Annotated in this window: 21 protein-coding genes and 1 tRNA gene; 10 read left to right on the top strand and 12 right to left on the bottom strand. The window is 46.3% G+C overall.

From position 1 onward, the window contains the following. Nucleotides 1-3 precede the first annotated feature (3 nt). Together A1sIIB142_RS06230 and A1sIIB142_RS06225 are read left to right on the top strand one after the other, a co-directional pair. Nucleotides 4-1,440 (top strand): GuaB1 family IMP dehydrogenase-related protein, encoded by a 1,437-nt coding sequence (locus A1sIIB142_RS06230; protein ID WP_095694061.1) that lies wholly within the window; start codon nt 4-6, stop codon nt 1,438-1,440. 83 nt (nt 1,441-1,523) lie between these two features. Next, nucleotides 1,524-1,596 (top strand) — tRNA-Arg (locus tag A1sIIB142_RS06225). Between the two features lie 44 nt (nt 1,597-1,640). Here the strand turns inward: A1sIIB142_RS06225 and A1sIIB142_RS06220 are convergent. The 5 genes from A1sIIB142_RS06220 to A1sIIB142_RS06200 all read right to left on the bottom strand — a co-directional run bounded on the left by A1sIIB142_RS06220 (nt 1,641) and on the right by A1sIIB142_RS06200 (nt 7,532). Then, nucleotides 1,641-3,047: an aspartate aminotransferase family protein gene (locus A1sIIB142_RS06220; protein ID WP_095694060.1), complete on the bottom strand. Its 1,407-nt coding sequence runs from the start codon at nt 3,045-3,047 to the stop codon at nt 1,641-1,643. Nucleotides 3,048-3,182: 135 nt separating this feature from the next. Next, complete coding sequence (locus tag A1sIIB142_RS06215; RefSeq protein WP_095675367.1) at nt 3,183-3,938, bottom strand: sulfite exporter TauE/SafE family protein; 756 nt, start codon at nt 3,936-3,938, stop codon at nt 3,183-3,185. Further along, a complete protein-coding gene (gene cysC / locus A1sIIB142_RS06210; RefSeq protein WP_095694059.1) occupies nt 3,935-5,758 on the bottom strand; it encodes an adenylyl-sulfate kinase in 1,824 nt (607 codons plus the stop codon). Before cysC ends, A1sIIB142_RS06215 begins: the two co-directional genes overlap by 4 nt. Beyond that, nucleotides 5,758-6,663 carry a sulfate adenylyltransferase subunit CysD gene (cysD, locus tag A1sIIB142_RS06205; protein WP_095694058.1) on the bottom strand — a complete coding sequence of 302 codons (906 nt, stop codon included), beginning with the start codon at nt 6,661-6,663 and terminating at the stop codon, nt 5,758-5,760. The genes cysC and cysD overlap by 1 nt, the downstream gene beginning before the upstream one ends. Further along, nucleotides 6,660-7,532, bottom strand: coding sequence for a sulfotransferase (locus A1sIIB142_RS06200; protein ID WP_095694057.1), 873 nt, complete (start codon nt 7,530-7,532; stop codon nt 6,660-6,662). Before A1sIIB142_RS06200 ends, cysD begins: the two co-directional genes overlap by 4 nt. A 47-nt stretch (nt 7,533-7,579) precedes the next feature. On the opposite strand from A1sIIB142_RS06200, the gene A1sIIB142_RS06195 reads away from it, so the two are divergent. The 3 genes from A1sIIB142_RS06195 to A1sIIB142_RS06185 all read left to right on the top strand — a co-directional run bounded on the left by A1sIIB142_RS06195 (nt 7,580) and on the right by A1sIIB142_RS06185 (nt 11,284). Beyond that, on the top strand, nt 7,580-8,401 hold the full coding sequence (locus A1sIIB142_RS06195) for a glycosyltransferase family 2 protein (protein ID WP_095694056.1): 822 nt from the start codon (nt 7,580-7,582) through the stop codon (nt 8,399-8,401). A gap of 62 nt (nt 8,402-8,463) precedes the next feature. Beyond that, nucleotides 8,464-9,921 carry a glycosyltransferase family 2 protein gene (locus A1sIIB142_RS06190; protein WP_190283257.1) on the top strand — a complete coding sequence of 486 codons (1,458 nt, stop codon included), beginning with the start codon at nt 8,464-8,466 and terminating at the stop codon, nt 9,919-9,921. Then, nucleotides 9,914-11,284: a glycosyltransferase gene (locus A1sIIB142_RS06185; protein WP_095694054.1), complete on the top strand. Its 1,371-nt coding sequence runs from the start codon at nt 9,914-9,916 to the stop codon at nt 11,282-11,284. The genes A1sIIB142_RS06190 and A1sIIB142_RS06185 overlap by 8 nt, the downstream gene beginning before the upstream one ends. On the opposite strand, the gene A1sIIB142_RS06180 is transcribed toward A1sIIB142_RS06185, so the two are convergent. Both A1sIIB142_RS06180 and A1sIIB142_RS06175 read right to left on the bottom strand, forming a co-directional pair. After that, a complete protein-coding gene (locus A1sIIB142_RS06180) occupies nt 11,281-12,075 on the bottom strand; it encodes a tryptophan 2,3-dioxygenase (RefSeq protein WP_095694053.1) in 795 nt (264 codons plus the stop codon). The genes A1sIIB142_RS06185 and A1sIIB142_RS06180 overlap by 4 nt on opposite strands. After that, nucleotides 12,072-13,346 (bottom strand): kynureninase, encoded by a 1,275-nt coding sequence (locus tag A1sIIB142_RS06175; protein ID WP_095694052.1) that lies wholly within the window; start codon nt 13,344-13,346, stop codon nt 12,072-12,074. The genes A1sIIB142_RS06180 and A1sIIB142_RS06175 overlap by 4 nt, the downstream gene beginning before the upstream one ends. Nucleotides 13,347-13,370: 24 nt before the next feature. On the opposite strand from A1sIIB142_RS06175, the gene A1sIIB142_RS06170 reads away from it, so the two are divergent. Then, on the top strand, nt 13,371-15,143 hold the full coding sequence (locus A1sIIB142_RS06170) for an ABC-F family ATP-binding cassette domain-containing protein (RefSeq protein WP_095694051.1): 1,773 nt from the start codon (nt 13,371-13,373) through the stop codon (nt 15,141-15,143). A 14-nt stretch (nt 15,144-15,157) separates the two neighbouring features. Further along, a complete protein-coding gene (locus A1sIIB142_RS06165) occupies nt 15,158-16,099 on the top strand; it encodes a DMT family transporter (RefSeq protein WP_095694050.1) in 942 nt (313 codons plus the stop codon). Here A1sIIB142_RS06165 and A1sIIB142_RS06160 read toward each other — a convergent pair. The 3 genes from A1sIIB142_RS06160 to upp are packed head-to-tail and all read right to left on the bottom strand — an operon-like array spanning nt 16,029 to nt 18,664. Beyond that, complete coding sequence (locus tag A1sIIB142_RS06160) at nt 16,029-16,652, bottom strand: DedA family protein (RefSeq protein ID WP_095694049.1); 624 nt, start codon at nt 16,650-16,652, stop codon at nt 16,029-16,031. The genes A1sIIB142_RS06165 and A1sIIB142_RS06160 overlap by 71 nt on opposite strands. Next, a complete protein-coding gene (locus tag A1sIIB142_RS06155; protein WP_095694048.1) occupies nt 16,649-18,025 on the bottom strand; it encodes an NAD-dependent malic enzyme in 1,377 nt (458 codons plus the stop codon). Before A1sIIB142_RS06155 ends, A1sIIB142_RS06160 begins: the two co-directional genes overlap by 4 nt. Further along, on the bottom strand, nt 18,026-18,664 hold the full coding sequence (gene upp / locus A1sIIB142_RS06150) for a uracil phosphoribosyltransferase (RefSeq protein ID WP_095694047.1): 639 nt from the start codon (nt 18,662-18,664) through the stop codon (nt 18,026-18,028). It abuts the gene before it with no gap. Here upp and A1sIIB142_RS06145 point away from each other — a divergent pair. Together A1sIIB142_RS06145 and A1sIIB142_RS06140 are read left to right on the top strand one after the other, a co-directional pair. Further along, a complete protein-coding gene (locus A1sIIB142_RS06145; RefSeq protein ID WP_095675353.1) occupies nt 18,663-19,184 on the top strand; it encodes a tRNA adenosine deaminase-associated protein in 522 nt (173 codons plus the stop codon). The two genes, upp and A1sIIB142_RS06145, sit on opposite strands and share 2 nt — an antisense overlap. Nucleotides 19,185-19,213: 29 nt before the next feature. Further along, entirely contained in the window at nt 19,214-19,642 is a 429-nt protein-coding gene (locus A1sIIB142_RS06140) for a nucleoside deaminase (protein ID WP_095675352.1), read from the top strand. Here A1sIIB142_RS06140 and A1sIIB142_RS06135 read toward each other — a convergent pair. Continuing rightward, a complete protein-coding gene (locus tag A1sIIB142_RS06135; RefSeq protein ID WP_223299192.1) occupies nt 19,631-21,964 on the bottom strand; it encodes an amino acid permease in 2,334 nt (777 codons plus the stop codon). The genes A1sIIB142_RS06140 and A1sIIB142_RS06135 overlap by 12 nt on opposite strands. Before the next feature lie 107 nt (nt 21,965-22,071). Between A1sIIB142_RS06135 and A1sIIB142_RS06130 the strand changes: the two genes are divergently transcribed. Next, nucleotides 22,072-23,493: an NAD-dependent succinate-semialdehyde dehydrogenase gene (locus tag A1sIIB142_RS06130; RefSeq protein ID WP_095694170.1), complete on the top strand. Its 1,422-nt coding sequence runs from the start codon at nt 22,072-22,074 to the stop codon at nt 23,491-23,493. Nucleotides 23,494-23,508: 15 nt separating this feature from the next. On the opposite strand, the gene A1sIIB142_RS06125 is transcribed toward A1sIIB142_RS06130, so the two are convergent. Continuing rightward, on the bottom strand, nt 23,509-24,756 hold the full coding sequence (locus A1sIIB142_RS06125) for a dihydrolipoamide acetyltransferase family protein (protein ID WP_095694045.1): 1,248 nt from the start codon (nt 24,754-24,756) through the stop codon (nt 23,509-23,511).

The following is a 24,756-nucleotide window of genomic DNA, read 5'->3' as shown; positions in this document are numbered from 1 at the left end:
TACGTGCGATTTATCAACCAGCCGATTTATGACCTGACTTACGACGATGTATTTATGGTGCCAAGCCATTCCGAACTTACTAGCCGTTTAGAGGTAGATCTTTCTTCACACGATGGTAGTGGCACAACGATTCCGCTTGTTGTTGCAAATATGACAGCAATTGCCGGTCGCCGCATGGCAGAGACAGTGGCAAGACGTGGCGGTCTGGTTGTCATTCCACAAGATATTCCAATTCCAGTTGTTGCAGAAGTCATTGCATCGGTAAAAGCTCGCCACACATTTTTTGAAACACCCATCACGCTGACTCTTAAAGAGACCGTGGCTGATGCCGCATCACTTATTCATAAGCGAGCACACGGGGCCATCATCATCGTCGATGGCACAAAGCCTGTGGGAATCGTGACTGAGGAAGATTTAGTAGGCGTTGACCGCTTTACTCAACTCAGCCAGGTCATGACGCAAGAACTAACTAGCATGCCTGAGACCTTAGATCCGCGTCAGGCGTTTGATTTCCTGCATGAGCGCCTGCGCACTGTCGCTCCAGTGGTTTCGGCAAAAGGTGACCTCGTTGGCATAGTTACCAAAGTAGGCGCACTACGCGCAACGTTGTATACGCCAGCAATTGATAAGAAGAACAGATTACGTATTGCAGCAGCCGTTGGTATTAATGGCGATGTGGCAGATAAAGCGGCAAAGTTAGTTGCGGCAGGAGCTGACGTACTTGTCGTTGATACCGCCCATGGTCATCAAAAGAAGATGATCGAAGCTTTGCAGAGCATTAAGAAACTTAACCTTGGGGTGCCAATCGTTGCCGGCAATGTTGTTACCGCCGATGGTGTTCGCGATTTAGTGGCAGCAGGTGCTGACATTATTAAGGTCGGAGTTGGACCAGGTGCCATGTGCACAACACGGATGCAGACAGGTGTTGGCCGACCACAGTTTTCAGCAGTTCTTGAATGTGCTACCGAGGCAAAAAAGTTAGGTGCACACGTCTGGGCCGATGGCGGAGTACGCCATCCTCGCGATGTTGCACTGGCGCTCGCGGCAGGTGCATCGCAAGTAATGATTGGTTCTTGGTTTGCTGGCACATATGAATCACCTGGAGATCTGATGCGTGATAGTTCAGGGCGCGCATATAAAGAATCATTTGGAATGGCATCAAAGCGCGCAGTGAGTGCACGCACTTCACAAGAGGACGCATTCGATAGAGCACGGAAATCACTTTTTGAAGAAGGCATCTCATCTTCCCGAATGTTCCTTGATCCAATTCGCCCAGGAGTTGAAGACCTCATCGATGAAATCATTTCTGGACTTCGTTCTTCTTGCACGTACGCGGGTGCTAAGAACCTAGAAGAGTTTGCAGATCGCGCGGTTGTGGGAATTCAATCTGCCTCTGGTTATGCAGAGGGACGCCCACTGAATCAAAGTTGGCGCAGTTAAGCATTAATTTCTGCTCGTTTTAAGCGTTTTTCAGTAGCGAGAAAAGCCTGTAGTATTCGGTTTCGCAATACACAATTTAATAGGCGTGCGTAGCTCAACGGATAGAGCATCTGACTACGGATCAGAAGGTTAGGGGTTCGAATCCCTTCGCGCGCACAAGTTAAGCCTCGAGTGCCTTTCACACTCGGGGCTTTTCTTCTTTACGCTCTTATTGCCTTCGCAAACTCGCGGAAATCTTCAACTAGTAAATCAATTTCAGCCTGGCCATGTGCCAAGGAAATTAACCATTGCTCATCAAGTCCTGGCGGAGTAATGATTCCGCGGTTGAGGGCGAATAACCAATGTGCTTCTGCGATACCAAAGTCAGTTGCTTTGTAGTCACGATAGTTGCGAACTGGTGTTGTTGACCAGGTAACGCAGCCCTTCACACCAAAACCGACAGTGTGTGCTGGAAGTTGGTATTCATCGATAATCTGACCGATGCGAGTTAGTGCTTGCAGGTTCAACTCTTCAGCTGCTGCGAGTGCCTCATCGGTGCAAATACGATCTATGGCGCGAACACCTGCCATTGCAAGCGGGTTACCGTTAAAGGTTCCAAAGTGTGCCATTTTTCCGTTGCTGACAAAGTCCATGTATTTCTTCTTGCCACCGAAGGCGGCAAGTGGAAGTCCGCCACCGATAGATTTTGCAAGAGTGATGAGATCTGGCTTTACGCCGAGTCGAGCAGATGCACCGTGTGCACCCGCTGTGAGTCCAGTTTTAACTTCATCAAAGATCAGGATGACGCTGTATTGATCGCAGAGCTCACGGACTCGCTCGAGATAGCCCGCGTCTGGAAGAACAATTGCAATGTTCTCAAGAACAGGCTCGACGATGAAGCAGGCGATTTTATTTGCGTTGCTTGCAAACATACGCTCGAGTGCTTCAATGTTATTAAATGGAACGACATAGATATCTCCGGGCACCAGATTTGAGTCAATATAAGGAGTTGGCTCTTCAGCGTCTCCAGCTTCTGCAACCGGTGGCTTGGAAGAAACTACAAATGGGTCATAGCTACCGTGGTAGCCACCCTCAATTTTTAGAATGCCCATCTTCTGGGTCGCAGAGCGGGCAACTCGGACGGCATACATCGTTGATTCGGTGCCTGAATTGGTAAATCGAACTTGGTCTATTCCAAAGCGCTTACAGATTCGCTCTGCGGCATCAGTTGAGGTCGGGGAGGGAGTCACGAAGAGCATGCCTTGCTTCAGGGAGGCTTCAATCTCTTCAATCACAATTGGGTTCAGGTGGCCGGCGAGCATTGCGCCAAAGCCCATAGAGAGGTCGAGTAATTGGCGACCGTCGACATCGGTCATATATGCGCCCTTGGCCGAAGAGATGGAGATCGGGTAAGGATCCCAGTGCTGGAAGCTAGAGGTGACGCCAAGAGGCAGTGAGTTAAATGCCCGCTTGCTCTCAGTCTCAGATGCTTTGGTGCCTTGTGTGAATAATCCCCATTCAGCCTTAAGTACAGAAGCTACTTTTTCTGGCGAAACTGGAGTTGATGTGGACGGTACGTATCGGTGTGTTGCTGCATGTTGCGATTGGATCGCTGCTTGTGTAGTCATTGTAAAGCTGTACGGCAAATGTTTCTGATTTAGAAACCGTTTGAGAAGTACTCTCCTTTGGTTTTGCGAATGAACGCAAAACCCATTATCTATGAAGTGGTAAAAACTTGCAACTAATGCGTGTTTCAGCGAGTTTTACGCACGAATAATCTGAATTGCATTCAATACGATAATTCCTACCGCCACGATAATTCCAAGATACTTTGCGGGTAAACGGCCAACTAGGCGCGCTGCAACTGGGGCGGCAATGACTCCACCAAGTGCCAATCCGCCAACTGTCGACCAATTAATGTCAATGCGCCCAATCTGTGCCAAGAATCCAGCAGAAGCAGAAAGTGCAACGACAAATTCTGCTGCACTCACTGTTCCGATAACTTTACGAGGTTCAGTTGTTGTGGTTGTCATCAGAGTTGGCGTAACAATTGGGCCCCAACCTCCTCCACCTGATGCATCAACAAATCCACCAGTGAAACCAAGGTAGGTGAGAAAACGCGGATTTTTTATCTCCAACAAATTAGTTTGTGGTTCGGTCTTAAATACATTGCGATAGAGAAGTAAGAAACCTAAGAAAAGTAAGAGGGTAGAAATAAATATCTTTGAACTAGAAAGATCAATAAATGTAAGGAATGTGGCCCCTAAGAACGCGCCAATTCCTCCGGGAATAGCCAACCTCAGAAGAATTTTCTTATCTATATTCTCGGCATGCCAGTGAGAAGCACCGGATGCGAGAGTCGTACCAATTTCAGCGATATGAACAGCGGTAGAGGCAACCACTGCAGATGCCCCTAGCGTGACCAAGAGAGTCGAACTTGTGAGTCCAAAACCCATTCCCAGAGAGCCATCAATTAACTGAGCTGCTGACCCTACGAGGGCAAAGAGAAGCCAATTCATAACAGAATCTTAATTATCTTCTCCACATTGTCTGCAACTGACGCGGTTCCATCAAGGTGCAAATCTGGAGCGAGAGGTCTTTCATAGTCTTGTCCCACACCAGTGAAGTTTGGAATCTGTCCAGCAGCAGATTTCTTATATAAACCTTTTGGATCTCGGGAACGACATGTTTCCACTGGCGTATCAACAAAAACTTCCAGGAACTCACCATCGTCAAAGATACTCTTTGCGCGCTGTCGGTCGACCTCAAATGGACTCACCAGAGCGGTAATGACAATAAGGCCAGCATCAACCATCAGCTTTGCAACTTCAGATACTCGTCGGACATTTTCAGCGCGATCTTCTGGTGTAAATCCGAGATCCATATTTAGGCCTAAGCGTAAGTTGTCACCATCTAAAACATACGCGTGGGCACCTGAAGCAAATAGCCGTTGCTCTAGCGCATTGGCAATTGTTGATTTACCTGAACCTGAAAGACCGGTGAGCCAAATTACGCGCGCCTTCTGAGACTTTTGGACTCCACGTTGGGCTTTTGTTATTTCATAATCCTGGTGCGTAACGTTCGAGGCACGTCGAAGAGAGTGACGGACCATTCCAGCACCAACTGTTTTTAAGGTAAGTCGGTCGACAAGAATGAAATTACCAAATTCTCTCGAATCTGTATAAGGGCGCATGACTACTGGGATATCTGTGGCTACTTCAACATCGCCAATTTCGTTCATCTGTAGAACATCTGAAGAGATATGTTCACCCGTATTTACATCAATCTTGTGGCGGATTTTTGTGACAATTGCCGGGGTCGTGGTTGCGCCACTAACAAGCAGGTAAGAACGACTATGAATGAGGGGCTCTTCATTGAGCCAGACAATGTGGGCGGCTAAGCGATCAGAAGGAATTAAATCTTCAGTTGACTGGGCGATGATGTCACCGCGGGTCGCATCAACTTCAGGTGTTAGTACCAAAGTGACCGCTGAATCAGTGGTGGCGTGCTCACTCTCTTCGTTAAAGGTAACTATCGAGGAAATCTTTGCCTTCTGCATGCTCGGAAAAATCGTAACTTCATCACCTTTACGGAAACTTCCACGACGGACAGTTCCTGAAACCCCGCGAAAATTTTCAGCTCGAGCAATCATTTGAATTCGCATCAACCCTCGTGCTTCATGGTCAACTGGTTCGCTCCAGCTTTGAATGGCCTCAATCAGTGTTTTTCCTGGATACCAGTTCATATTTTCGCTGGGATAAACAACATTATCTCCCGATAGTGCACTCAGCGGGATGATGTGAACATCTGTGAGCTCAAGCCGATCGATAGTTTTCTTAATCTCGGCTGAGATGTCATCAAAGACTTTCTTATCAAAACCGACAGCATCTAATTTATTGATGGCAACAATTACTCGGGAAACGCCCATCAAAGAACAGATTGTTAAGTGGCGCAACGTCTGTGTGCGCACGCCCTTGATTCCATCAACTAAAACCAGTGCTATATCTGCACGTGAGGCTGCAACCACCATATTACGCGTGTACTGCTCATGGCCTGGAGCATCGCTAATAATTAATCGTTTACCATCCAAAAGATTCATAGATCGATAAGCGACATCGATAGTAATTCCTTGTTCGCGCTCAGCTTCAAGCCCATCGGTGAGAAGGCTGAAGTCAATTTCTCCAGCAGGGATAGTCGAACCTGTGCGACGTACTTTTCTTGCCGCGCCAACTGTGTCGTGCGGGATGCTATCTGTCTCAACTAATAGGCGGCCAATGAGAGTTGATTTACCATCATCGACACTGCCACAGGTTAAGAGGCGAACAATTGCACCGGACATTAGAAGTACCCCTCGGACTTCTTCTTCTCCATAGAATCTTCATTATCGCCATCAATTAATCGGGTGGCGCGTTCACTGAGCTTTACTTGCAATACTTCTTCAACGACACCCTCAATAGTGAGAGCGTTGGATTCAACAGCTGCGGTGAGTGGATAACAGCCCAGCGTACGAAAGCGAACCTGCTTCATAAATGGAGTTTCACCAGCATGCAAGGGGTAACGATCATCATCGACCATAATTAATTGTTCACCACGTTTGACTACTGGTCGTTCTTTGGCGAAGTAGAGTGGATTTACTTCAATGCCCTCCTGCAGGATGTAATGCCAAATGTCATTCTCGGTCCAATCGGAGATTGGAAAGACGCGCATAGTCTGCCCAGGGCCCAGCCGAGTGTTATATGTGTTCCACAGTTCAGGGCGTTGTTCACGCGGATTCCAACGATGGCCAGGATCTCGAACGCTAAAGATTCTTTCTTTCGCCCGGCTCTTCTCTTCATCTCTACGCGAACCACCAATAGCAGCATCAAAACCATGGAAATCAAGTGCTTCACGCAGGGCAACAGTCTTCATCACACGTGTGTATTCGGAAATTCCAGTGGTAAATGGGTTGATATTTGCATCCACACCAGCTTGATTTGTATGCACAATAAGTTTCGAATTGGTTTGCGCAACTACTCGATCCCTAAAAGCAATCATCTCTTTAAACTTCCACGTGGTATCTATATGTAGCAACGGGAATGGAATAGCTGCCGGATAGAAAGCTTTACGAGCAAGGTGCAGAAGTACCGTTGAATCCTTACCGATTGAATACATCATGACCGGTTTACGGAAACCCACCGCCGTTTCACGGAAAATCTCAATCGATTCGTTCTCGAGTTCTTTAAGAATGCGTGACTTTATACTCATGAGCCCACCCGTGGAAATATGAAGTCTGCATGACTCTTGCCTAGTGATGCAAGAAAATCATCTTGAACCTTGCTCGAGCGATCTTGTTTTACCGTTGTTGGTGCAAGAGTCAACTTATCCCAATCTGAGAAGCCAGGGAATGCCGCAAAACTCTGTATCTCTCGTACCTTTTCCGGGTTATGTAAATCATCGAAATCAACATCAAGAATCTGGCAACCTTGCGCTTTAGCGAATTTCACGTAGCGAGTATAAAAGTCTGTAAAGTCATTAGTAAATCTCTTGAGCTCATTTGCATCAAGATTAATCACTAAGTCAGAAGTAGAAGCTGTATGCCATTTGCCGCTGGCATTTGCTTTCTTATGCGATACAAAACGGTCCAGATGATTTCTACGCAAGAAAATAATGTGCGGCTTGAACTCGGAGATCAGTGATTCCAATTCCTTATCAGGAAGGTGTTGAGGAAATATCTTGATGACGTGAATTCCAGGAATCTTCTTGATTGCACTCAGGGTTTTTCGAGAATCAAGAGATGTTGTTTCGAACTTGTTATAGGACCATTTCTTACGTTGCTGTTTTAGATTTTGTGAATATCTGAATGAAAAGAATGGATAGTGGCGATTAATCTTTTCAATATTCTTATTCCATGCATTGAAGATGAAGAACTCACCGTAGTAATGAAATCCCACCTGATCATTTGAGAGCAAACTGCCAATTGCATGGGTGCCAGAGCGGGGGAATGAGAGCACGAAGACAATTTTTGATTGCACTTGAATGGCTTTGCGAAGGTAATTGACTACGAAATAGGGAAGTAGCGCCCTGACATTAAGGAGAAACTTCTTTATTGAGGGCATTTTACCTTCGGTAGACACTTTAGAATCTTATCAGTCCAAGTTTTGAACATTGATAGTCTTACCCTGTGTCAGAGCCCGCAATTAAGAGTCTAGATAAACTCACCAGCTTTTCTCAAGAAATTGATGCTCTAGAACTATTGCGTAAGCAGCGAAGGTCGAAAGTTAAGAAATACCCTTCAGTCTCGGTTCTAGTTTCTACGGTTCGTCCAGATGATCTGACCAATCTACTGCAACAGTTAGTCAGCCAAAGCCTTCCTTTATTTGAATTACAACTCGGTCTGCATGCAATTAAATTAAATGCCTCACACAAGAAACTGATTCAAGTTCTCGAAAAACGAAAAATCTCAGTAAACATATACACATTCGACCGAGAGAGTAGCCTTGGCACAATTCTCTCTTCATTAGCCCAATCATCGTCAGGAGAATTCATCGCAAAGATGGATGATGATGATTATTACGGACCTGAGCACCTAAGAGATTTATTGGATGCAGCCCTTGATACCGGTGCGGATGTAGTGGGCAAAGCGATGAATTATGTATATCTCGAACCTCTGCAACTGACCGTACGCAGGTTCTCCCCTCATGGAATCCAAGCAGTTGAGTTATGGAGTGATTGGGTTTGCGGAGGAACAATTCTTGCTAAGCGTGCAGTAGCTGAAGCTGCACATTGGTTCGGAGATGGTAATACTGCAGTCGACAGGTTCTTACTCAGCGGAGTAACTAATAACGGTGGAAAAATCTGGAGAACTTTTGGGGCCGGATACATTTATCGCCGCACCTTTACATTCCATACTTATGCAACGAACTATTCCAAGTATCTCAACGGGGCAAATGAACATGTAGTCGGAAGATGGAAACACCCGGTATTTGGAGGTAATCTCCTATGAGTACCAATTTTAGGTTTAACCGCCCTCAAAATCTTGCGCTAGTGAGTAGGCCTTCGCTGTCAGTGGCCGTGGTCATTGCATGCAAAGATGGACAAGAGAAACTGAATCTTGTTTTAGCCTCCCTTACCTCGCAGAGTTACCCATCACGCCTGGTCAGCGTTTATGTCATTGACGATGGAAGTAGCACACCAATAACTATTCCTTCAATCTCACCGAAAAAAACACGCCTATTAAAGTATAAAAACTCGCCATCTCACTGGGGAAAGACTGCGGCTACTAACCATTTTGCAGCAGGACTTAAAGAAGATGTTCTGTGGTTCATCGATGCAGATATGGTTTTCGAACCTGACCACCTTGCCCACCATATGAAGTGGCATCACGAAGCAGATGATTTTGCGGTCTTAGGCTGGAAGCGATTTGTCGATCACTGGGATTACACACCAGCCATGCTCTTGGAATCGCTACGTAAAGGTGGATTCCATCAGCTGCATTCTCAGAGCTGGAGTAAAGAATTGTGGGAAGAGCGAGTCAATCGCACGCAGGATTTAGTAAATCCGGCACTTGAAGGATATCGAACTTTTGTAGGTGCAACATTTTCAATTATGAATTCTCAGTGGAAAAAACTAGGCGGCTATAACCGCGAACTCATCACTGGTGAAGATACTGAATTAGGTTGGCGTATCTTTACAAATGGGCTAAGAACAGTTCCGGAGCGAGAGGCGCACTCTTGGCATTTAGGATTTAGTACAGTCGAGAAGAATAGAGAGTTGATTCACCGCCATAATGATCCAGCGTTAGCACAGTTTATTCCAGAAATGCATTCAGTTCGGGCGCGCTATGAATTTGATTGGAAAGTTCCTACATACCAAGTCTTTGTTGATGCCCGCAATTTAACCTTAAGAGATTTGCTCCTGCGCAGGCAGGAGCTGCTAGCAGTCAATGGTACGTCTGCTCATTTCACCTTGATGGGCCCATGGAAGCTTCTGAGAAGTCGATACTCGCCAACTGCAGATAAGTTTGCCGACCTTCGGGAAATCCATAGCTGGTTAAAGGCAGATGAGAGTTATACATTTGTCGAAATTGATTCAGAAATAAACGTGACAATCGATAGCGTTATTGAATTAATTCAACCAAGTGCAACACCGCACTACATATTTATTGAAGGCTCATCTAAGGTTGATTTAAAGCATTTGGTTGACTTACAGATAACTCAAGGTCATGGCCTGGTGGGAGTTGTGGACAAGGAAGATAATCGAGCTTTTGTGATTTTTGCACCAGCGCTTTCTCGCGCGCTCACATCAGGCGGTGATGTGAATGAAAATATCTCTACACAATGGGGACTCAATTGGATGACAGATGAGAAGTTTCTTCAGCTCAATGCTGGTAGAAAATCTCGCATCAAGCGCTTCAATCGGTTTCTCAAGCGCGAGGGGAAGAAAATTAATTCTCCTGCGCAGCTTTTCATCTTTATCCAAAAGCTTGGGAAGTTGATTCTTCGAAAAGTATTGCGCAATGGCTAAACCGACAATAATCCTTGCGACAAGCAACGGAATCGGAATGGGGCACCTTGCCAGAGCAACTGCGATAGCAAAAGCAATGCAGGAATTTGCCACCCCTGTGATTGTCTCTGTTGCCGGAGGAATTGCTGAGATCCCATCGGCTACTGGTATTCGATGTGAATACATTCCAGGAAAGACTCGCGGATGGATGCCGCGCGGTAAATGGGATACCTATTTTCGCGATCGCTTAGTTGCGATAGCTCAGGAAACTGGCGCCAGCGTCATAGCCTTCGATGGCGTTGTTCCTTATCCAGGGTTTATTGCAACTAAATTGATGGATCCCCAGTTAAAACTTGTGTGGATACGACGAGGCATGTGGCAAAAAAATCTCTTGCGCTTTGTTCTTCCCTTTCAATCGCAATTAGTAGATCAGGTTGTTGAACCTGGGGATTTTGCTCGAGGCTATGATTTCGGACCAACGGCTGGGCGCAATGAAGCCATCCTTACCGCTCCAGTTTCACTCTTTGAAAAAGATAAGGCTCTGTCACGCGATGACGCCCGAAAAGTTTTAGGTCTTGATATAAATCGCCCAGCTGTACTGGTGCAACTTGGCACCGGTGATAGTGATGTGAATCAGAAAATGAATGCCGCACTCTCAGGGCTTATTGGATGGAAAGATTTGCAGGTTGTACTCACCAAAGATCCAGTTGATAAGAATGGCGCCTCGTTGGCACCCGATGGCTTAGATATTCGGGTAGTGCGCCATTTCCCACTAGCTCAGGTGTTGCGCGCATTTGATGCAAGCGTCTGTGCCACCGGATATAACGGGGTTCATGAACTTTTACCGGCGCAAGTACCAACAGTATTTGTCTCTAATATTCGAGGAACTGATGATCAAGAAGCCCGTGCACAATGGTGTCATGACATGGGCTTCGCCTTACGTGCCGACCAGTCAGATTTAAGCAACATCACTGCAACAGTAAGAAAATTACAAGATTCGCAAATTCGCGCGCGGCTACATCAGCAATGTGAGCATCTTCCAGATCCAGTGGGCGGGCAAGAAATTGCGAAGATTCTTTACGACTTGGCAAGTATGACAAAGATGTATCGTCAAAGTCCCATTAATCGCCTGAAGCGACTTTTATTGTGGTCAGTTCTCAGAAGGGCGGCTCTCATTTATCGCACGATAAATCCCCATAACGTTGATGACTTAGTACACCGCGAGGCACCAATCTGGGGATCTCAAAATACTGCTGAAGATCTTGACCCACTTATTAAGGGATCGATGCGTTTTGAACATCTAATAACTGGTGCATCCGAGAATTACATGAGGCGACGCAAGGAGATTGCACAGTCCGCCTACAGCACTCCTGGTCCTAGCTAGAAGCGAGAGCGAATTTCCCAGAGATCTTTAAATATCGGATTAAAGAGAGTGCTTGCAAGATATTCGACTCCGCTGGAACCACCGGTTCCTGGTTTCTTTCCGATAGTTCTTTCAACCATTTTCACATGGCGGTATCGCCACTCTTGAATACCTTCATCAATATCTACCAGTCGCTCACTTACCATGGAACTCTCGGGATCTTGCTTATGAACAGTTAAGAGAACATCTTGAACAAGCGAATTGGATTCATATGCAATTGATTTATCCCGCGAGATTACTTCATGGGGAAGTGTGTAACCTCGTGCTTGTAGATAATCCAGGAAAGAATCCCATAATGAATTGCGAGATGTAATATCAGCAATTTCTAATTGAACCTCCGGTGGAAGGTGGCTCGACATACGGCTATCGCGACGGCCAAGAATCGCTTCGACTTTTCTAAATTGCGCTGATTGAAATCCGCTAGATGACGAGAGAAAGCCTCGAAAAGCATTGAACTGCAGGGGAGTCATCGTTTCTAAAATATCTACCTGTGCAACGCATACCTTCATGATGGTCCGGATCCGCCCAAGTATGGCAAGTGCATAGTGGGTGTTACCAGATTCAAGTGCACGTTGGGCTTCGAAGAATTCATGGATTAACTGTTTGAACCAGAGTTCATAGGTTTGATGGATGACAATAAAAAGCATTTCATCGTGCTCAGGTCCGGTGGAAAGTGGCTTTTGGAGTGCAAGTAATTCATCGATGGCAAGGTATGAACTGTATGTAAGGGCGGAATCGAATTCATTACTCATGTGACGCGAGATTCCGATCCTTGAATTTTCTCGTATTGACGGGTCTCAGTAAGGGCTGTAATTCGTTGGAATCCATCCCACACCTCGACATAGGAAGTCGCTAACGGGGAGATAGCCAGGCGTATGGCATTAGGAGTGCGGTAATCAGGGATTACATTGGCAAATTTTCTAAGTGCAACGCAAATTCTTGCGGCATCAGGATGACCAAGTGAGATGTGTCCACCGCGTTCCTGAGGATTTCTAGAGGTTAAAAGGGTGTAACCAAGAGGAGCTAACCATTCATCGAATAAATCAATCATCATCTGGGTTCCGATAGCAGCTTTCGATGCTATGACGTTTATACCTGCCTCTTCAATCATCGAATAGGAAACTTGCACGCCGCGTATTCCAGCAATGGACGGACTAGCTATTTGGAAACCGCGAATTCCTTCTGCTTTAACGAAATCAGCTCCCATGCCGAATTGATCTTCATTTGCAAACCACCCTTGGATGGGAGTCTGCAATTCACTTTGAATTTTCTTATTCACATATAACCAGGCTGGTGATCCAGGGCCAGCATTGCCATATTTATATGTGCATCCCACTGCAAGATCAACCCCGTTTTCATCGAAGTTCATCTCGATAGCGCCCGCTGCATGGCTGGCATCCCAAACAACAAGCGCACCATAATTTCGCGCCAAATCAGTGATGGATTTAATGTCTGTACGAGCACCGGAGCGATACTGAATTACTTCGAAAGTTACTAGTGCGACATCTTCTGTCATGTACTTCTCTAGCAGTTCTGCGGTGACTAACTCATTTTCTGCAATTGCAGGATCTTCGTTGTCGATGATTACCAGGTTCAGGCCATGGCTCTTTGCGATTCCATCGAGTATGTAACGATCAGTAGGAAAATTTGCCGCATCTGTAATTATTGTTTTTCGGCCAGGGCGTGCGTTAATTGCCGCTAAACAAAGTTGATAGAAATTAACTGAAGTTGTGTCACAGACTAGAACTTGCCCAGCGCCTGCGCCTAGAACTGCTCGGCCCAGAAGATCTCCAGCTACCTGCGCTTCATCGATCCAATGGCTCCAACCGGTAACAACTTCATTGCCCCACTCGTGGGACAGGAAATCTCCCACCGCTTTGACGGTGGCATGGGGCAATCTTCCCAAGGAATTTCCATCGAGGTAGCAGAGGTTAGGGTCTGTGATTACGAACTTGCTTCTATATTCGGCCAGTGGGTCATTCTTATCTAATTCCAACGCGTAAGCGCGGTCAGTGACCTTCATAGTTCAAAGGTACGCTCTCCTACCGTGGCGCGCAATGTTGTAAATATCGAAGAGGTTTCTAAAGCCTTCGATATTCGTCCTCTTCTCGATGGTGTTTCACTCGGAGTCTCAGAGGGTGAACGAATCGGAATCGTCGGACGCAATGGTTCGGGTAAAAGCACGCTCATGAAGATTATTGCAGGCGTAGAAGATCCAGACGCTGGCCGAGTAACAAAATCAAATGCAGCGCGTATTGGAATTCTCTCTCAGATTGATACAGCCGCCGCCGATGCCACCGTTGGTGATGTTGTGATTGGCAATCGTGAGAAACACGAATGGGCTAGTGACCCACAGATACGTGAGATATTTACCGGACTATTTGGTGGATTTGATGACCATCTATTCGAAAGAGTCTTCTCATCGCTATCAGGTGGTGAAAAAAGACGGGTAGGTCTTGCCAAGTTACTCATTGATGATCTGGATCTGATATTACTTGATGAGCCAACAAACCACTTAGATGTTGAAGGCGTTGCCTGGCTAGCCCAGCATTTAAACAATCGAAAAGATTTAGCACTTCTTGTTGTTACTCACGATCGATGGTTCTTAGATGCAGTCACAGATCGAACCTGGGAAGTAATACTTGGAAAAGTAGAGGAGTATGACGGTGGTTATTCAGCTTTCGTTTTAGCAAAAGCTGAAAGATCTCGTCAGGCAAATGTATTGGATAGTCGAAGAAACAATCTCATCCGTAAAGAGTTAGCCTGGCTTAGACGAGGCGCACCAGCTAGAACAACTAAACCAAAGTTTCGAGTTGATGCGGCAAATGAATTGATCTCTGCCGAACCTGCCCCACGTGATTCAACTGAACTTTTAAAGTTTGCACTCAATCGCCTAGGAAATACTGTCTTTGAACTACATCATGCACTTATCAGGGCTGGTGATAAGAAGTTGATCGAAGATCTCACATGGAACATCGGGCCAGGAGATCGCATAGGAATAGTGGGAGTTAATGGTTCCGGAAAAACAACTCTCATGCGTACTTTGGCTGGCTTGCATCAACTCTCAGCTGGGAAACTTGTCACAGGCATTACAGTAAAGATTGCCTTCCTCACCCAACATTTAGATGAGTTAGATCCAGAGTGGCGTCTACTTGAAGCGGTAGAAAAAGTTGCAACCCATGTGGAGATTGGCAAAGGAAAGACTTTATCTGCTTCCCAGCTATGCGAACGTCTAGGCTTTGATCGCGATGCCCAGTGGACTCCGGTGGGAAATCTTTCTGGGGGAGAAAGACGACGATTGCAATTAACCCGATTGCTTATGGATTCGCCCAATGTTGTCTTACTCGATGAACCCACAAATGATTTTGATATTGAAACCCTCACCGAACTCGAAGATTTACTCGACAGCTATGGTGGAACTCTGATTGTTATCTCTCACGATAGATATTTTCTCGAGCGAGTCTGTGATCGCTTCTATGGGTTGCTTGGAGATGAAAATCTTCGAGATCTACCTAGAGGCGTAGATCAGTACTTGGAGCAACGTGCTGATTCAGTGTCCTCTCGCAGTAACACTGCACCAAAGCAATCATCCGGGTCGAGTGCTGCAGAGCAGAGACAGCTTAAAAAAGATAAAGTCCGACTCGAACGCCAGATGGAAAAAATTGATGTGAAAATTACTGAACTTGAAACAAAATTAGTGATTGTTGCATCTGATGCAGAAGGCCTCCAGTTAGTTAATGATAATTTATTGTCACTGCACGCCGAAAAAGACAAATATGAGGAAGAGTGGCTCCAGGTAACGCTCTTGTTAGAGCCTTGAGATAACCTGCTCCTATGCGTTTAGATATATTGGCAGCGTTATCTGGTGTATTGATTGCGCTACAAACTCGCGCTAATGGCGAACTCTCTATTAGATTAAATAATAGTCTTCAAGCAGCACTGATTTCATTTGGTTCAGGCCTGATAATCATTGTCATTGTTGCTTTTTTCCATTCAGGGATGAAGCAGGGAATCAAGAATTTGCAGCAGGCTGTGGCATCGAGAAAAATTGCTCGCTGGAAACTCCTCGCTGGAACGATGGGAGGGAGTTTTGTAGCGATTCAAACCCAGATTGTTCCCCTTATGGGAGTGGCCCTTTATTCCGTAGCCTCGATTGCTGGCCAGACAGCAGTTTCTCTCGTTGTTGATCGTATTGGTCTCACAGGTGGTGGAACGCGCCCCATATCTATTCGCCGAGTTGGAGCTGCATTGTTAACTGTTCTTGCAGTCATTATTTCAGTATTTGATCGTTTAAATGCAAGTAACCTTTCAATAATTGCTGTATCAGGTGGCTGCCTTGCGGGTGCCTTGGTCGGAATTCGAAGTGCGCTTAATGGAGAAATTAACAAACACTCACAACAGAGTTTTACCACCTCACTATTGAATTTCATCACTGGAACCTCACTTCTGCTAATTCTGATGGTGGTCGGAATCATCCTTGGAAAGAGTCATCTCAGCGCTCTGCCTGCAGGACCATGGTGGATTTATACCGGTGGTGTTATAGGAGTTGTTTATATCGCCTTCATTTCAACAATAGTTCAGCATCTAGGTGTTTTGACATTCACCCTCTTTAGCGTCGGCGGGCAACTTGTTGGCTCATTGATTATTGACTTAGTGTCACCGACAGACGGAGTTCAGATCAGCGCCTATCTGATTACTGGAATATTTATGACTTATCTAGGAGTGATCGCCGGTGGCGTGAGTAGTTCACGAGTGAAGAAACCAGCGAAGCAATAATAAAGAAGGCGGCAATGGCGTACGAGAATGTTTTCACCCATGGAAAACTTGCTGCATAGAAACCAGCAAGAGTAATTCCTGCACCCCACAGAACTGCCCCCACGACATTGGCAGATAAAAAATTGTAGTAATTCATCTTTGAGGCACCAGCTATTGGAGGCACAAAAGTTCTAATCCAAGGGAAGAAGCGCGCTGCAACAACTGCCCACCAGCCTGATTTTTCATAGAAGCGTTCGGAGCGCACAATCATTCGTTGCACGCGCGGCGATTTTCTCTTATCTAGATAAGGGCGCCCCACGACACGACCAATGACAAATCCAACTTGATCTCCGAAGAATGCAGCGAGGAGTATGACAGCCACCAATACCGCGATGTTGATGTTTCCATGCGAAGCAGCCACCAAGCCTGCACTGAACAAGATTGAGTCGCCAGGCAAGAAGAAACCGAAGAGAAGACCAGTTTCAACGAAAACTATTGCCCCAATAACTATGTAAAAAATGAACGGAGCAAGAGTTGATAGTTGAGAGTCAAATGACGCAGCTAGTTCAATCACACAGAAGCCTTAACTGCCGCCGCAACTTTTGTTACAACGTTTGGATCAAAGACACTTGGGACAATAAATGAAGTATTCAGTTGTGATGGGCTCACACAATCGGCAATCGCCTCGGCTGCAGCGACAAGTAATTTGTCTGTAATTTTATGTGCCTGTGCATCAAGTAGACCTCGGAAGATGCCCGGGAATGCAAGAACGTTATTGATCTGATTTGGATGATCACTACGCCCAGTTGCTACTACCGCTGCATACTTACGTGCAATAACTGGGTCAATTTCTGGATCAGGGTTTGCTAGTGCGAAGACGATTGAACCTGCAGCCATAGCTGCCACATCCTCTTCACTAAGAACCTGAGGGGCGCTGACTCCAATAAAGATATCTGCTCCAACCATTGCTTGGTGAATATCACCAGCAAAATTGGCTGGATTGGAATGTTCGATGAACCAAGAACGCATTGGGTCAGTAGATGTTGAATTCTTACCAATCACGCCATCTTTATCGAAGGCGATGATATTAGTTGCACCGCTTAGGACCAGAAGTCGTGCGATAGCTGTGCCAGCAGCGCCAGCACCACTCATGATAATTCGCACCTTTGAAAGATCTTTCTTTACCAACTTAAGAGCATTGCGCATCGCCGCAAGTACAACAATTGCGGTGCCATGCTGATCATCGTGAAATACAGGGATATCAAGAAGTTCACGTAAGCGACGTTCTACCTCAAAACAACGTGGAGCAGAGATATCTTCGAGATTGATTCCACCATAGACGGGGGCGATGAGTTGCACAGTTCGAACAATTTCATCAACATCTTGGGTATCTAGACAGACAGGCCACGCATCCACATTTGCAAAGCGCTTGAAGAGAGCTGCCTTTCCTTCCATGACGGGAAGGGCCGCAGCTGGACCAATATTTCCAAGGCCGAGCACGGCAGAGCCATCAGTAACAACAGCCACGGTATTGCGCTTCATGGTCAAGCGGCGAACATCGGATGGGTCATCAACAATTGCTTGCGAAATACGAGCAACACCAGGAGTATAGGCACGCGATAAATCATCACGAGTTTTCAGAGGCACTTTTGAAGTAACTTCAATCTTTCCTCCGAGGTGAAGCAAGAAAGTGCGATCACTTACCTTGCGAACGGTAAGTCCATTATTGGCTGAAAGAGCATCGTGAATTTGTTGAGCGTGGTCAGAGTCAATCGTGTCGCAAGTAACGTCAATGACTACTTTTTCAAGTAGAGATTCAACAACATCGAGTGCAGTAATGGTGGCCCCAGCGTTAGTAATTGTTGTGGTAATCAAAGCAACAGGTTGAAGTTCTGGGGATCCCTCAACACGAATCGTGATTCCGTAGCCTGGTGATGTAGAAGCCATTTACACAACTCCGTAGAGACGATCGCCAGCATCGCCTAAGCCAGGGACTATGTATCCCTTTTCATTTAACTTTTCATCGAGTGAGCCCGTTACTAGCGTGATAGGAATTCCTGCATCCTTAAATTCATCCTCAAGCACTTTTATTCCTTCAGGGGCGGCAAGTAAACAGATGGCAGTAATTTCATTTGCGCCTCGCTCGATGAGGTAATTAATCGCCATAGCCAAAGTTCCACCTGTTGCAAGCATTGGATCAAGAATAAAACACTGGCGACCAGATAGATTCTCGGGTAAACGATTTGCGTAGGTACTTGCTTGCAGCGTTTCTTCGTTGCGAACCATCCCAAGGAAGCCAACTTGTGCTGTCGGCAATAACTTTGTCATGCCTTCTAGCATTCCCAAACCCGCGCGCAAGATGGGTACGACAACTGGACGCGGTTCGGCTAGTACTAATCCGGTCGTAGCTGTCACTGGAGTTTTAATGGAGATAGATGTGGTGCGAACGTCGCGGGTTGCCTCATATGCGAGCAGAGTCACCAATTCTTCAACAAGAAGTCTGAAAGTTGGAGAATCGGTCTTTTCATCGCGCAGAATGGTTAATTTATGAGAGATTAACGGATGGTTCGCAACGTGAACTTTCATGTCATTTACTCTACAGGGCTTTCTTTCTAATCCAATGAGTGCCAAAATGGTTGATGTGTCAGAGCAGACCCAGGACTTCGCAATTGAGGCGTGGCATGAAGACGGCCGCTGGTCTCTTGCCGCTTTGCCTGATCCGGATGACCTAACTCACATTATTGATCGGCTAAAAAAGCAGCAAACAAATGGTGGTGCTGTTGCTCTCATCGCTATCGATGATGAATTCTTCATCGCAATTCGCGTACTAGGTAGTAACGTCAAATACTTCATGAGCGATATCACCGCGGCTCTCGACTATGAAGTGGCCGCCGAATTTTTAGAGATTGCAGATATTGATGCACCAGATGAAGAAGATGAGCCACTTCCTACCGGCGACCTAGATATCTTTGCTGACTTAGGCCTACCTCATATGGAACTCTCAACTCTCTGTGATGATGCCAACCTCTTTCCAGATGAACTGATTGAAGCTATTGCTCATCGATTAGGATTTGGCGAGCAATTCGCAGAGTTATTGGAGTCATAAAAATTTCACTTCGTACGCCAAATGAATTAATGGGTGAGGCAATTGCAATCGCTCATGACGCCGTGCGCACAGGAGATGTTCCAGTCGGCGCAATTGTCTTGAATAAAGATGGCATTGTTATTGGAATAGGCTCCAATGAACGCGAGGCAAATAACGACCCGACAGCCCACGCCGAAGTAGTTGCAATTCGTAATGCAGCTTCACGATTACAAAATTCGCGCCTTGATGGTTGCACCTTGGTTGTGACGCTCGAACCGTGCGCCATGTGCGCTGGTGCTATCGCACAATCAAGAATTTCACAGTTGATCTTTGGTGCTTGGGATGAAAAAGCAGGAGCAGTGGGCTCGGTTTGGGATCTACTCCGTGATCCGCGTTCGATTTTTAGCGTTGAGGTAACAGCTGGAGTACGTGAAGCTGAGTGTGCGCAGTTACTGAAAGATTTCTTTTCAGATAAGTAGTTCGTAAGAAGGATTTAAAATAACGAGCTGTCCATCTTCTTCCCCGACCATTCCCTCTGCACGCATCTCCATACCAACTTCTAGGCCAGCTATTTCTCGGCGACCCAAGAAGTTCAAAGTGATTCCACCACTGTGATCCCACACTTCAACCTGAAGTATCGGCGCAGAACCACGCGGAGCGGTTGAAATTGAAGTTACCCTGCCGTGGACCATAGAGCGCTTACGCCATTGGATCTCTCCGATTGCGGTGACATCGTCTACATAGTGAGTAACCGGAGCAAAAACCTTCGGAGCATCCTGTGTTGGCTTCTGGAAATCGGTGGTCTTAACGTGGGCCAGGCTTTCACTCGCATGGTTGATAGCAAGCGGTTTACCTGAAGTAATTCTGTTGACATCAAATGGCACGATCGTTGCTACCACACGCTGCAGCTGTGAGATTGGTGCTGCAATGTTTTCCGCTGTCTGATCATGGAGCAGGCGACCTAAGAATCGTGAGTATGAACGACGAGGCAATAAAATGGTTAATTCAACATCGGGTTTCTCGGTCTTGCGAATTGCGTAGTCGAGGGCAGAGTTAACGATTCGACGGTCTGGGCAATCAATGAGTTCAAGCTGAACATCTTCAAGGGCAACGGAGGCTGCCCAGGCTTTTTGAATATCTTCAGCGCGACGATCATCGATGACGAAATGCACTGCTCTAATCTTGTGTGGTTTAAGGCTTCGTGCATAACGAACTGCTCCAACTGTCGCAACATCGACGCTATCGACGAATATTGTGACCATGTGACGTGCCATAGAAGTAGCACGCTCTTGCTCGGTCTTCACAGAGAGAGCATCTTGTTCGCGTGTGTATTGACGGCGTAAACGCAAGAATGTTGCGACCAAGATTGGCGCCGTCACAAGTACCAACCATGCGCCTTGAGTGAATTTAACGACAGAGAAAATGATGACAATTATTAGCGAGATTGAACCTGCAAGCCCGTTTATAAAGACTTTAATCTTCCATCCCTTTGGTTTGGTGCGCAGGAAGTAGCGAGTCATTCCGAAGCCAGCCAATGTAAAGCCAGTAAAAACTCCGAGGGCATAGAAAGCGACGAGATGCTCGACAGATCCGGCTGTGATTACCACTAAGAGGATTCCGCCACCCGCAAGCAAGAGAATTCCGTTTGAGAATGCAAGACGGTGGCCGCGCTTAGTTAACTGGCGTGGCAGGTAACCATCTGAAGCAATAAAGTTAACTAGTAATGGGAATGCACTATATGTGGTGTTCGCTCCAGCAAACAAAATAAGCATTGTTGCTAGCTGAACCATAATAAACATAACTGAGCCAAAGGCGCCTGTACCCACTGCAGCTTTAGCAATCTGTGAAATTACAGTCGGAACACCAGATTCATATGGCATGGCATAGATGTGATGAGCAAAGTAAGAGACTCCTAAAACAAGAGTTCCAAGCAGGCAGCTCATGATGACGAGGGTGCGCTTGGCGTTCACATGCTCTGGCGTTTTAAAGAGAGCAACACCATCAGAGATTGCTTCAAGTCCAGTAAGAGATGATCCACCATTTGCAAAAGCGCGAAGCAGGATAAAAATTGCGGCGAAAGTAAGTAGGCCCTGTGGCTCTCCTAATTCGACGGCACCGGGTAGATCGGTATCGAGCACAGGCAAAGTTCCATTTGCTAAACGGTAGAGCCCCATGCCAAAGACAATGAACATGCATCCGATAAAGAAATAGGTAGGAAATGCGAATGCCTTACCTGCCTCTTTTACCCCACGCAAATTTCCATATGTGAGAAGTGCAATGACGGCAAAAATCATATGCATCTTCCACGGTTCAGCGGAAGGGAAAGTTGAAATTATTGCAGCGACACCTGCGGCGGCTTGAATTGCGAGAGTGACAATATAGTCAAGCATCAACGCAACAGCTGCTATTTGTGCAACAACAGGCCCGAAGTTATCGCGCGAGACAATATATGCGCCACCAGTTTTCGTATACACATCGATGACATTTCGATATGACAATGTAATGATGACAAGTATTACAAGAACTATTGCTGTCATTGGCATCAAGATTGCGAATGCCGCTAAACCAAAGGCAGGAAGGAGTGCTATCAAAATCTGTTCTGAACCGTAGGCAGAAGATGAAATACAGTCCGAAGAGAGAATTCCAAGCCCATATCTCTTGCTCAGGCGTTGATGACCGAGCGAATGACGATTAAGTGCGCCGCCTAAGAAAAAGCGCTTTACCTTGTAAGAGAATGGATCTTTCACATGTGCGTGCTCTTGAAGTGCTACCGGTTCCGGCGCATCATCAGTCCAAGACATAGGCATCGGCAACCCCCTTAATGCAGATAAAGCAATTATCTTTCAAGACTACTATCGTAGAGTTCTTCGGCTTTAACTTCTTGCAGGCTGCGCGTATGCTAGCCACTATGCGGACTCAGCTATATATAGATGGCCAGTGGGTAGATGGAGCGAGCAAAGTCGCCGTCTATGACCCAAGTGATAATTCGGTAATTGCAGAAGTTTCTTTGGCCTCGATTTCCCAATGCGAGGAGGCAATCTCTGCAGCAGATGCGGCCGCGGTGGCTTGGGCAAAGTCGGCTCCCAGAGTGAGATCTGAAATATTACGCAAAGCTTTTGAAATTATGACAAATGAGTTAGAAGCAATCGCAACGCTAATTTCACGCGAAAACGGAAAAGCAATGCCAGATGCTCGGGGTGAAGCAGCCTATGCAGCTGAATTTTTCCGTTGGTTTGCAGAAGAAGCAGTTCGCACACCTGGAGATTTCCGTAAGTCGCCATCGGGGGATAAGCGAATACTTGTTACCCACCAACCGATAGGTCTCTCGATTCTGATTACGCCATGGAATTTTCCTGCAGGAATGGCTACTCGCAAGATTGGCCCAGCAGTTGCTGCAGGCTGCACGATGATTTTAAAGCCAGCGACCGAAACTCCATTAACTGCCATGTATATCGTGGACATTATGGAGCGCGCAGGTTTGCCTAAAGGAGTTCTTAACCTAGTGCTTCCAGAAAAAACTGGACCTGCAATTTCTATGATGCTGCATGATTCACGAGTTAAGAACCTTTCCTTTACCGGATCTACCGAAGTCGGTCGAGTTCTTCTTAAAGAGGCTGCAGACAATGTCATTCGTTGTTCTATGGAGCTTGGTGGCAATGCACAAGTGATTGTCTGCGACGATGCAGATCTGGCTGTAACTATTCCTCAATTACTATTGGCAAAAATGCGCAATGGTGGCGCAGCTTGCACCGCAGCAAACCGTATTTATGTGCAGCGCCCCATTGCTGAAAAATTCATTGGCGAATTCACTAAATCTATGTCAGCTTTTGTCATGGGTCGTGGAACTGATAAGTCAACGACGCTTGGGGCATCTGTCTCAATGAAGGAGCGCAACAAAATCGCACAAATTGTTGATGAATCAGTGGCTGCAGGTGCAAAAGTTCATCTTGGGGCGAAGTTACCTGATGGTGATGGAGCTTTCTACCCTGCAACTGTTTTAGGCGTCGACAAAGACAACCCAATCCTAAATCATGAAATCTTTGGTCCAGTAGCCCCAGTGGTCATCTTTGATACCGATGAAGAGGGAATTGCTTTAGCAAATGACACAGATTTTGGCCTTATTAGTTACGTGTTCTCTTCCAGCTTAGGACGCGCGATACACATCGCCGAAGCTATGGAATCGGGAATGGTTGCCATCAATAAAGGTGTGATTTCTGATCCGGCAGCGCCTTTTGGAGGCGTGAAGCAATCAGGTCTTGGCCGCGAAGGTGGCTTTGATGGAATTCATGAATTCCTACAGACCAAATATATTGGCGTCGAAATACTCTAACTTCTTGAGTATTTGTTAAATCGCTAGCCAGAACGGATTTTCAAAACGCTTAACGAAAGCAGCAAGCCATTGAGCTGCCAGCGCTCCATCGATTGCTCGATGATCCACTGACAGTGTGAAATTGATAATTGAACGAATCTGAATCTCACCATCAATCACAACAGGCTTCTGCTTTGCAGCACCTACCGCCAAAATTGCCGATTGAGGTGGGTTGAGAATTGCAGAGAACTCATCTGTTCCATACATACCAAGGTTGGTTACAGAAAATGATCCGCCTTCAATTTCATTTTGCTTTAATTTACCGGCGCGGGCGCGATCAATTAAGTCGGTAGTTGCCAGACCGAGTTGTCCAAGATTCAACTGATTCACAGCGCGCACAACCGGAGTCACTAAACCTTTATCGGCGGCAACCGCAATTGAGATGTCCACGTCGCTGAACTGACGCAAACTTGCTTCGGTCCAGATGACATTTGCCGCAGGAACATCTGTGAAGGCAGCGGCCACACTTTTGAGAATGAGATCGGTAACTGAAACTTTTTTATCTGCCCACTCGTTGTATTTTGTTCGAAAATTCAACATGTCATTAGCAATGACTGGAGCAGATAAATAGAAATGCGGAACTGTGGTCTTACTTTCAGTCAATCTGCGGGCAATCGCTTTTCGCATGCCTGAATGTGGAGTATCTACGAAAGTTCCTTGCGGAATTACAGTGTTAACAAACTTTGCTTCAGGTTTTGTGCCAGTAGAGATTGCATCCTGCACATCACGTCTAACAATTCGGCCACCAGGACCAGTACCCTGAATTGAAGCTGGATCGATCCCATTTTCCTTAGCGATTCGGCGAGCAAGTGGGCTAGAAAAAAGCCGTCCGTTAGATTCTGCCTTTGGTGCTGTTGCCTTTGGTGTTTCTGCAACGACTTCTTGAACAACGGAAGGTGTGCTGATATTTGCTACCGGCTCAGGGATAGAAGAAGCTTGCACTCCTGCCTCAGCCATCAAAGAATCTATCTCGGCTTGGCCTTCACCTACTGAGAGCAAAATTGCAATGGGAGCACCCACTTGAACAGATGCGCCATTAATGGCGAGGTACTTTCCTAGTATCCCCTCCGTTTCCGCTGGCACTTCAACGAGAGCCTTCTCAGTCTCAACTTCAGCCATCCCTTGCCCGACAACAAATGAGCCACCTTCCTGGATAAGCCAGTTGGCGATGATTGCCTCAGTTGCGTTGGCCAGAACTTCTGGCATTCTCATAATTGATGCCAT

Source organism: Candidatus Planktophila versatilis, from assembly GCF_002288345.1.
GTDB lineage: Bacteria > Actinomycetota > Actinomycetes > Nanopelagicales > Nanopelagicaceae > Planktophila > Planktophila versatilis_A.
The sequence above is the reverse complement of the archived record's forward strand: the minus strand, read 5'-3'. Positions and strand labels throughout refer to the sequence as shown.

Coding starts and splice junctions, on each gene's coding strand:
- A1sIIB142_RS06220 (WP_095694060.1), bottom strand. CDS start 3,047: ATGACTACACAAGCAGCGATCCAATCGCAACATGCAGCAACACACCGA.
- A1sIIB142_RS06215 (WP_095675367.1), bottom strand. CDS start 3,938: ATGAATTGGCTTCTCTTTGCCCTCGTAGGGTCAGCAGCTCAGTTAATT.
- cysC (WP_095694059.1), bottom strand. CDS start 5,758: ATGTCCGGTGCAATTGTTCGCCTCTTAACCTGTGGCAGTGTCGATGAT.
- cysD (WP_095694058.1), bottom strand. CDS start 6,663: ATGAGTATAAAGTCACGCATTCTTAAAGAACTCGAGAACGAATCGATT.
- A1sIIB142_RS06185 (WP_095694054.1), top strand. CDS start 9,914: ATGGCTAAACCGACAATAATCCTTGCGACAAGCAACGGAATCGGAATG.
- A1sIIB142_RS06180 (WP_095694053.1), bottom strand. CDS start 12,075: ATGAGTAATGAATTCGATTCCGCCCTTACATACAGTTCATACCTTGCC.
- A1sIIB142_RS06175 (WP_095694052.1), bottom strand. CDS start 13,346: ATGAAGGTCACTGACCGCGCTTACGCGTTGGAATTAGATAAGAATGAC.
- A1sIIB142_RS06165 (WP_095694050.1), top strand. CDS start 15,158: ATGCGTTTAGATATATTGGCAGCGTTATCTGGTGTATTGATTGCGCTA.
- A1sIIB142_RS06155 (WP_095694048.1), bottom strand. CDS start 18,025: ATGGCTTCTACATCACCAGGCTACGGAATCACGATTCGTGTTGAGGGA.
- A1sIIB142_RS06145 (WP_095675353.1), top strand. CDS start 18,663: ATGTCATTTACTCTACAGGGCTTTCTTTCTAATCCAATGAGTGCCAAA.
- upp (WP_095694047.1), bottom strand. CDS start 18,664: ATGAAAGTTCACGTTGCGAACCATCCGTTAATCTCTCATAAATTAACC.
- A1sIIB142_RS06140 (WP_095675352.1), top strand. CDS start 19,214: ATGGGTGAGGCAATTGCAATCGCTCATGACGCCGTGCGCACAGGAGAT.
- A1sIIB142_RS06135 (WP_223299192.1), bottom strand. CDS start 21,964: ATGTCTTGGACTGATGATGCGCCGGAACCGGTAGCACTTCAAGAGCAC.
- A1sIIB142_RS06130 (WP_095694170.1), top strand. CDS start 22,072: ATGCGGACTCAGCTATATATAGATGGCCAGTGGGTAGATGGAGCGAGC.
- A1sIIB142_RS06125 (WP_095694045.1), bottom strand. CDS start 24,756: ATGGCATCAATTATGAGAATGCCAGAAGTTCTGGCCAACGCAACTGAG.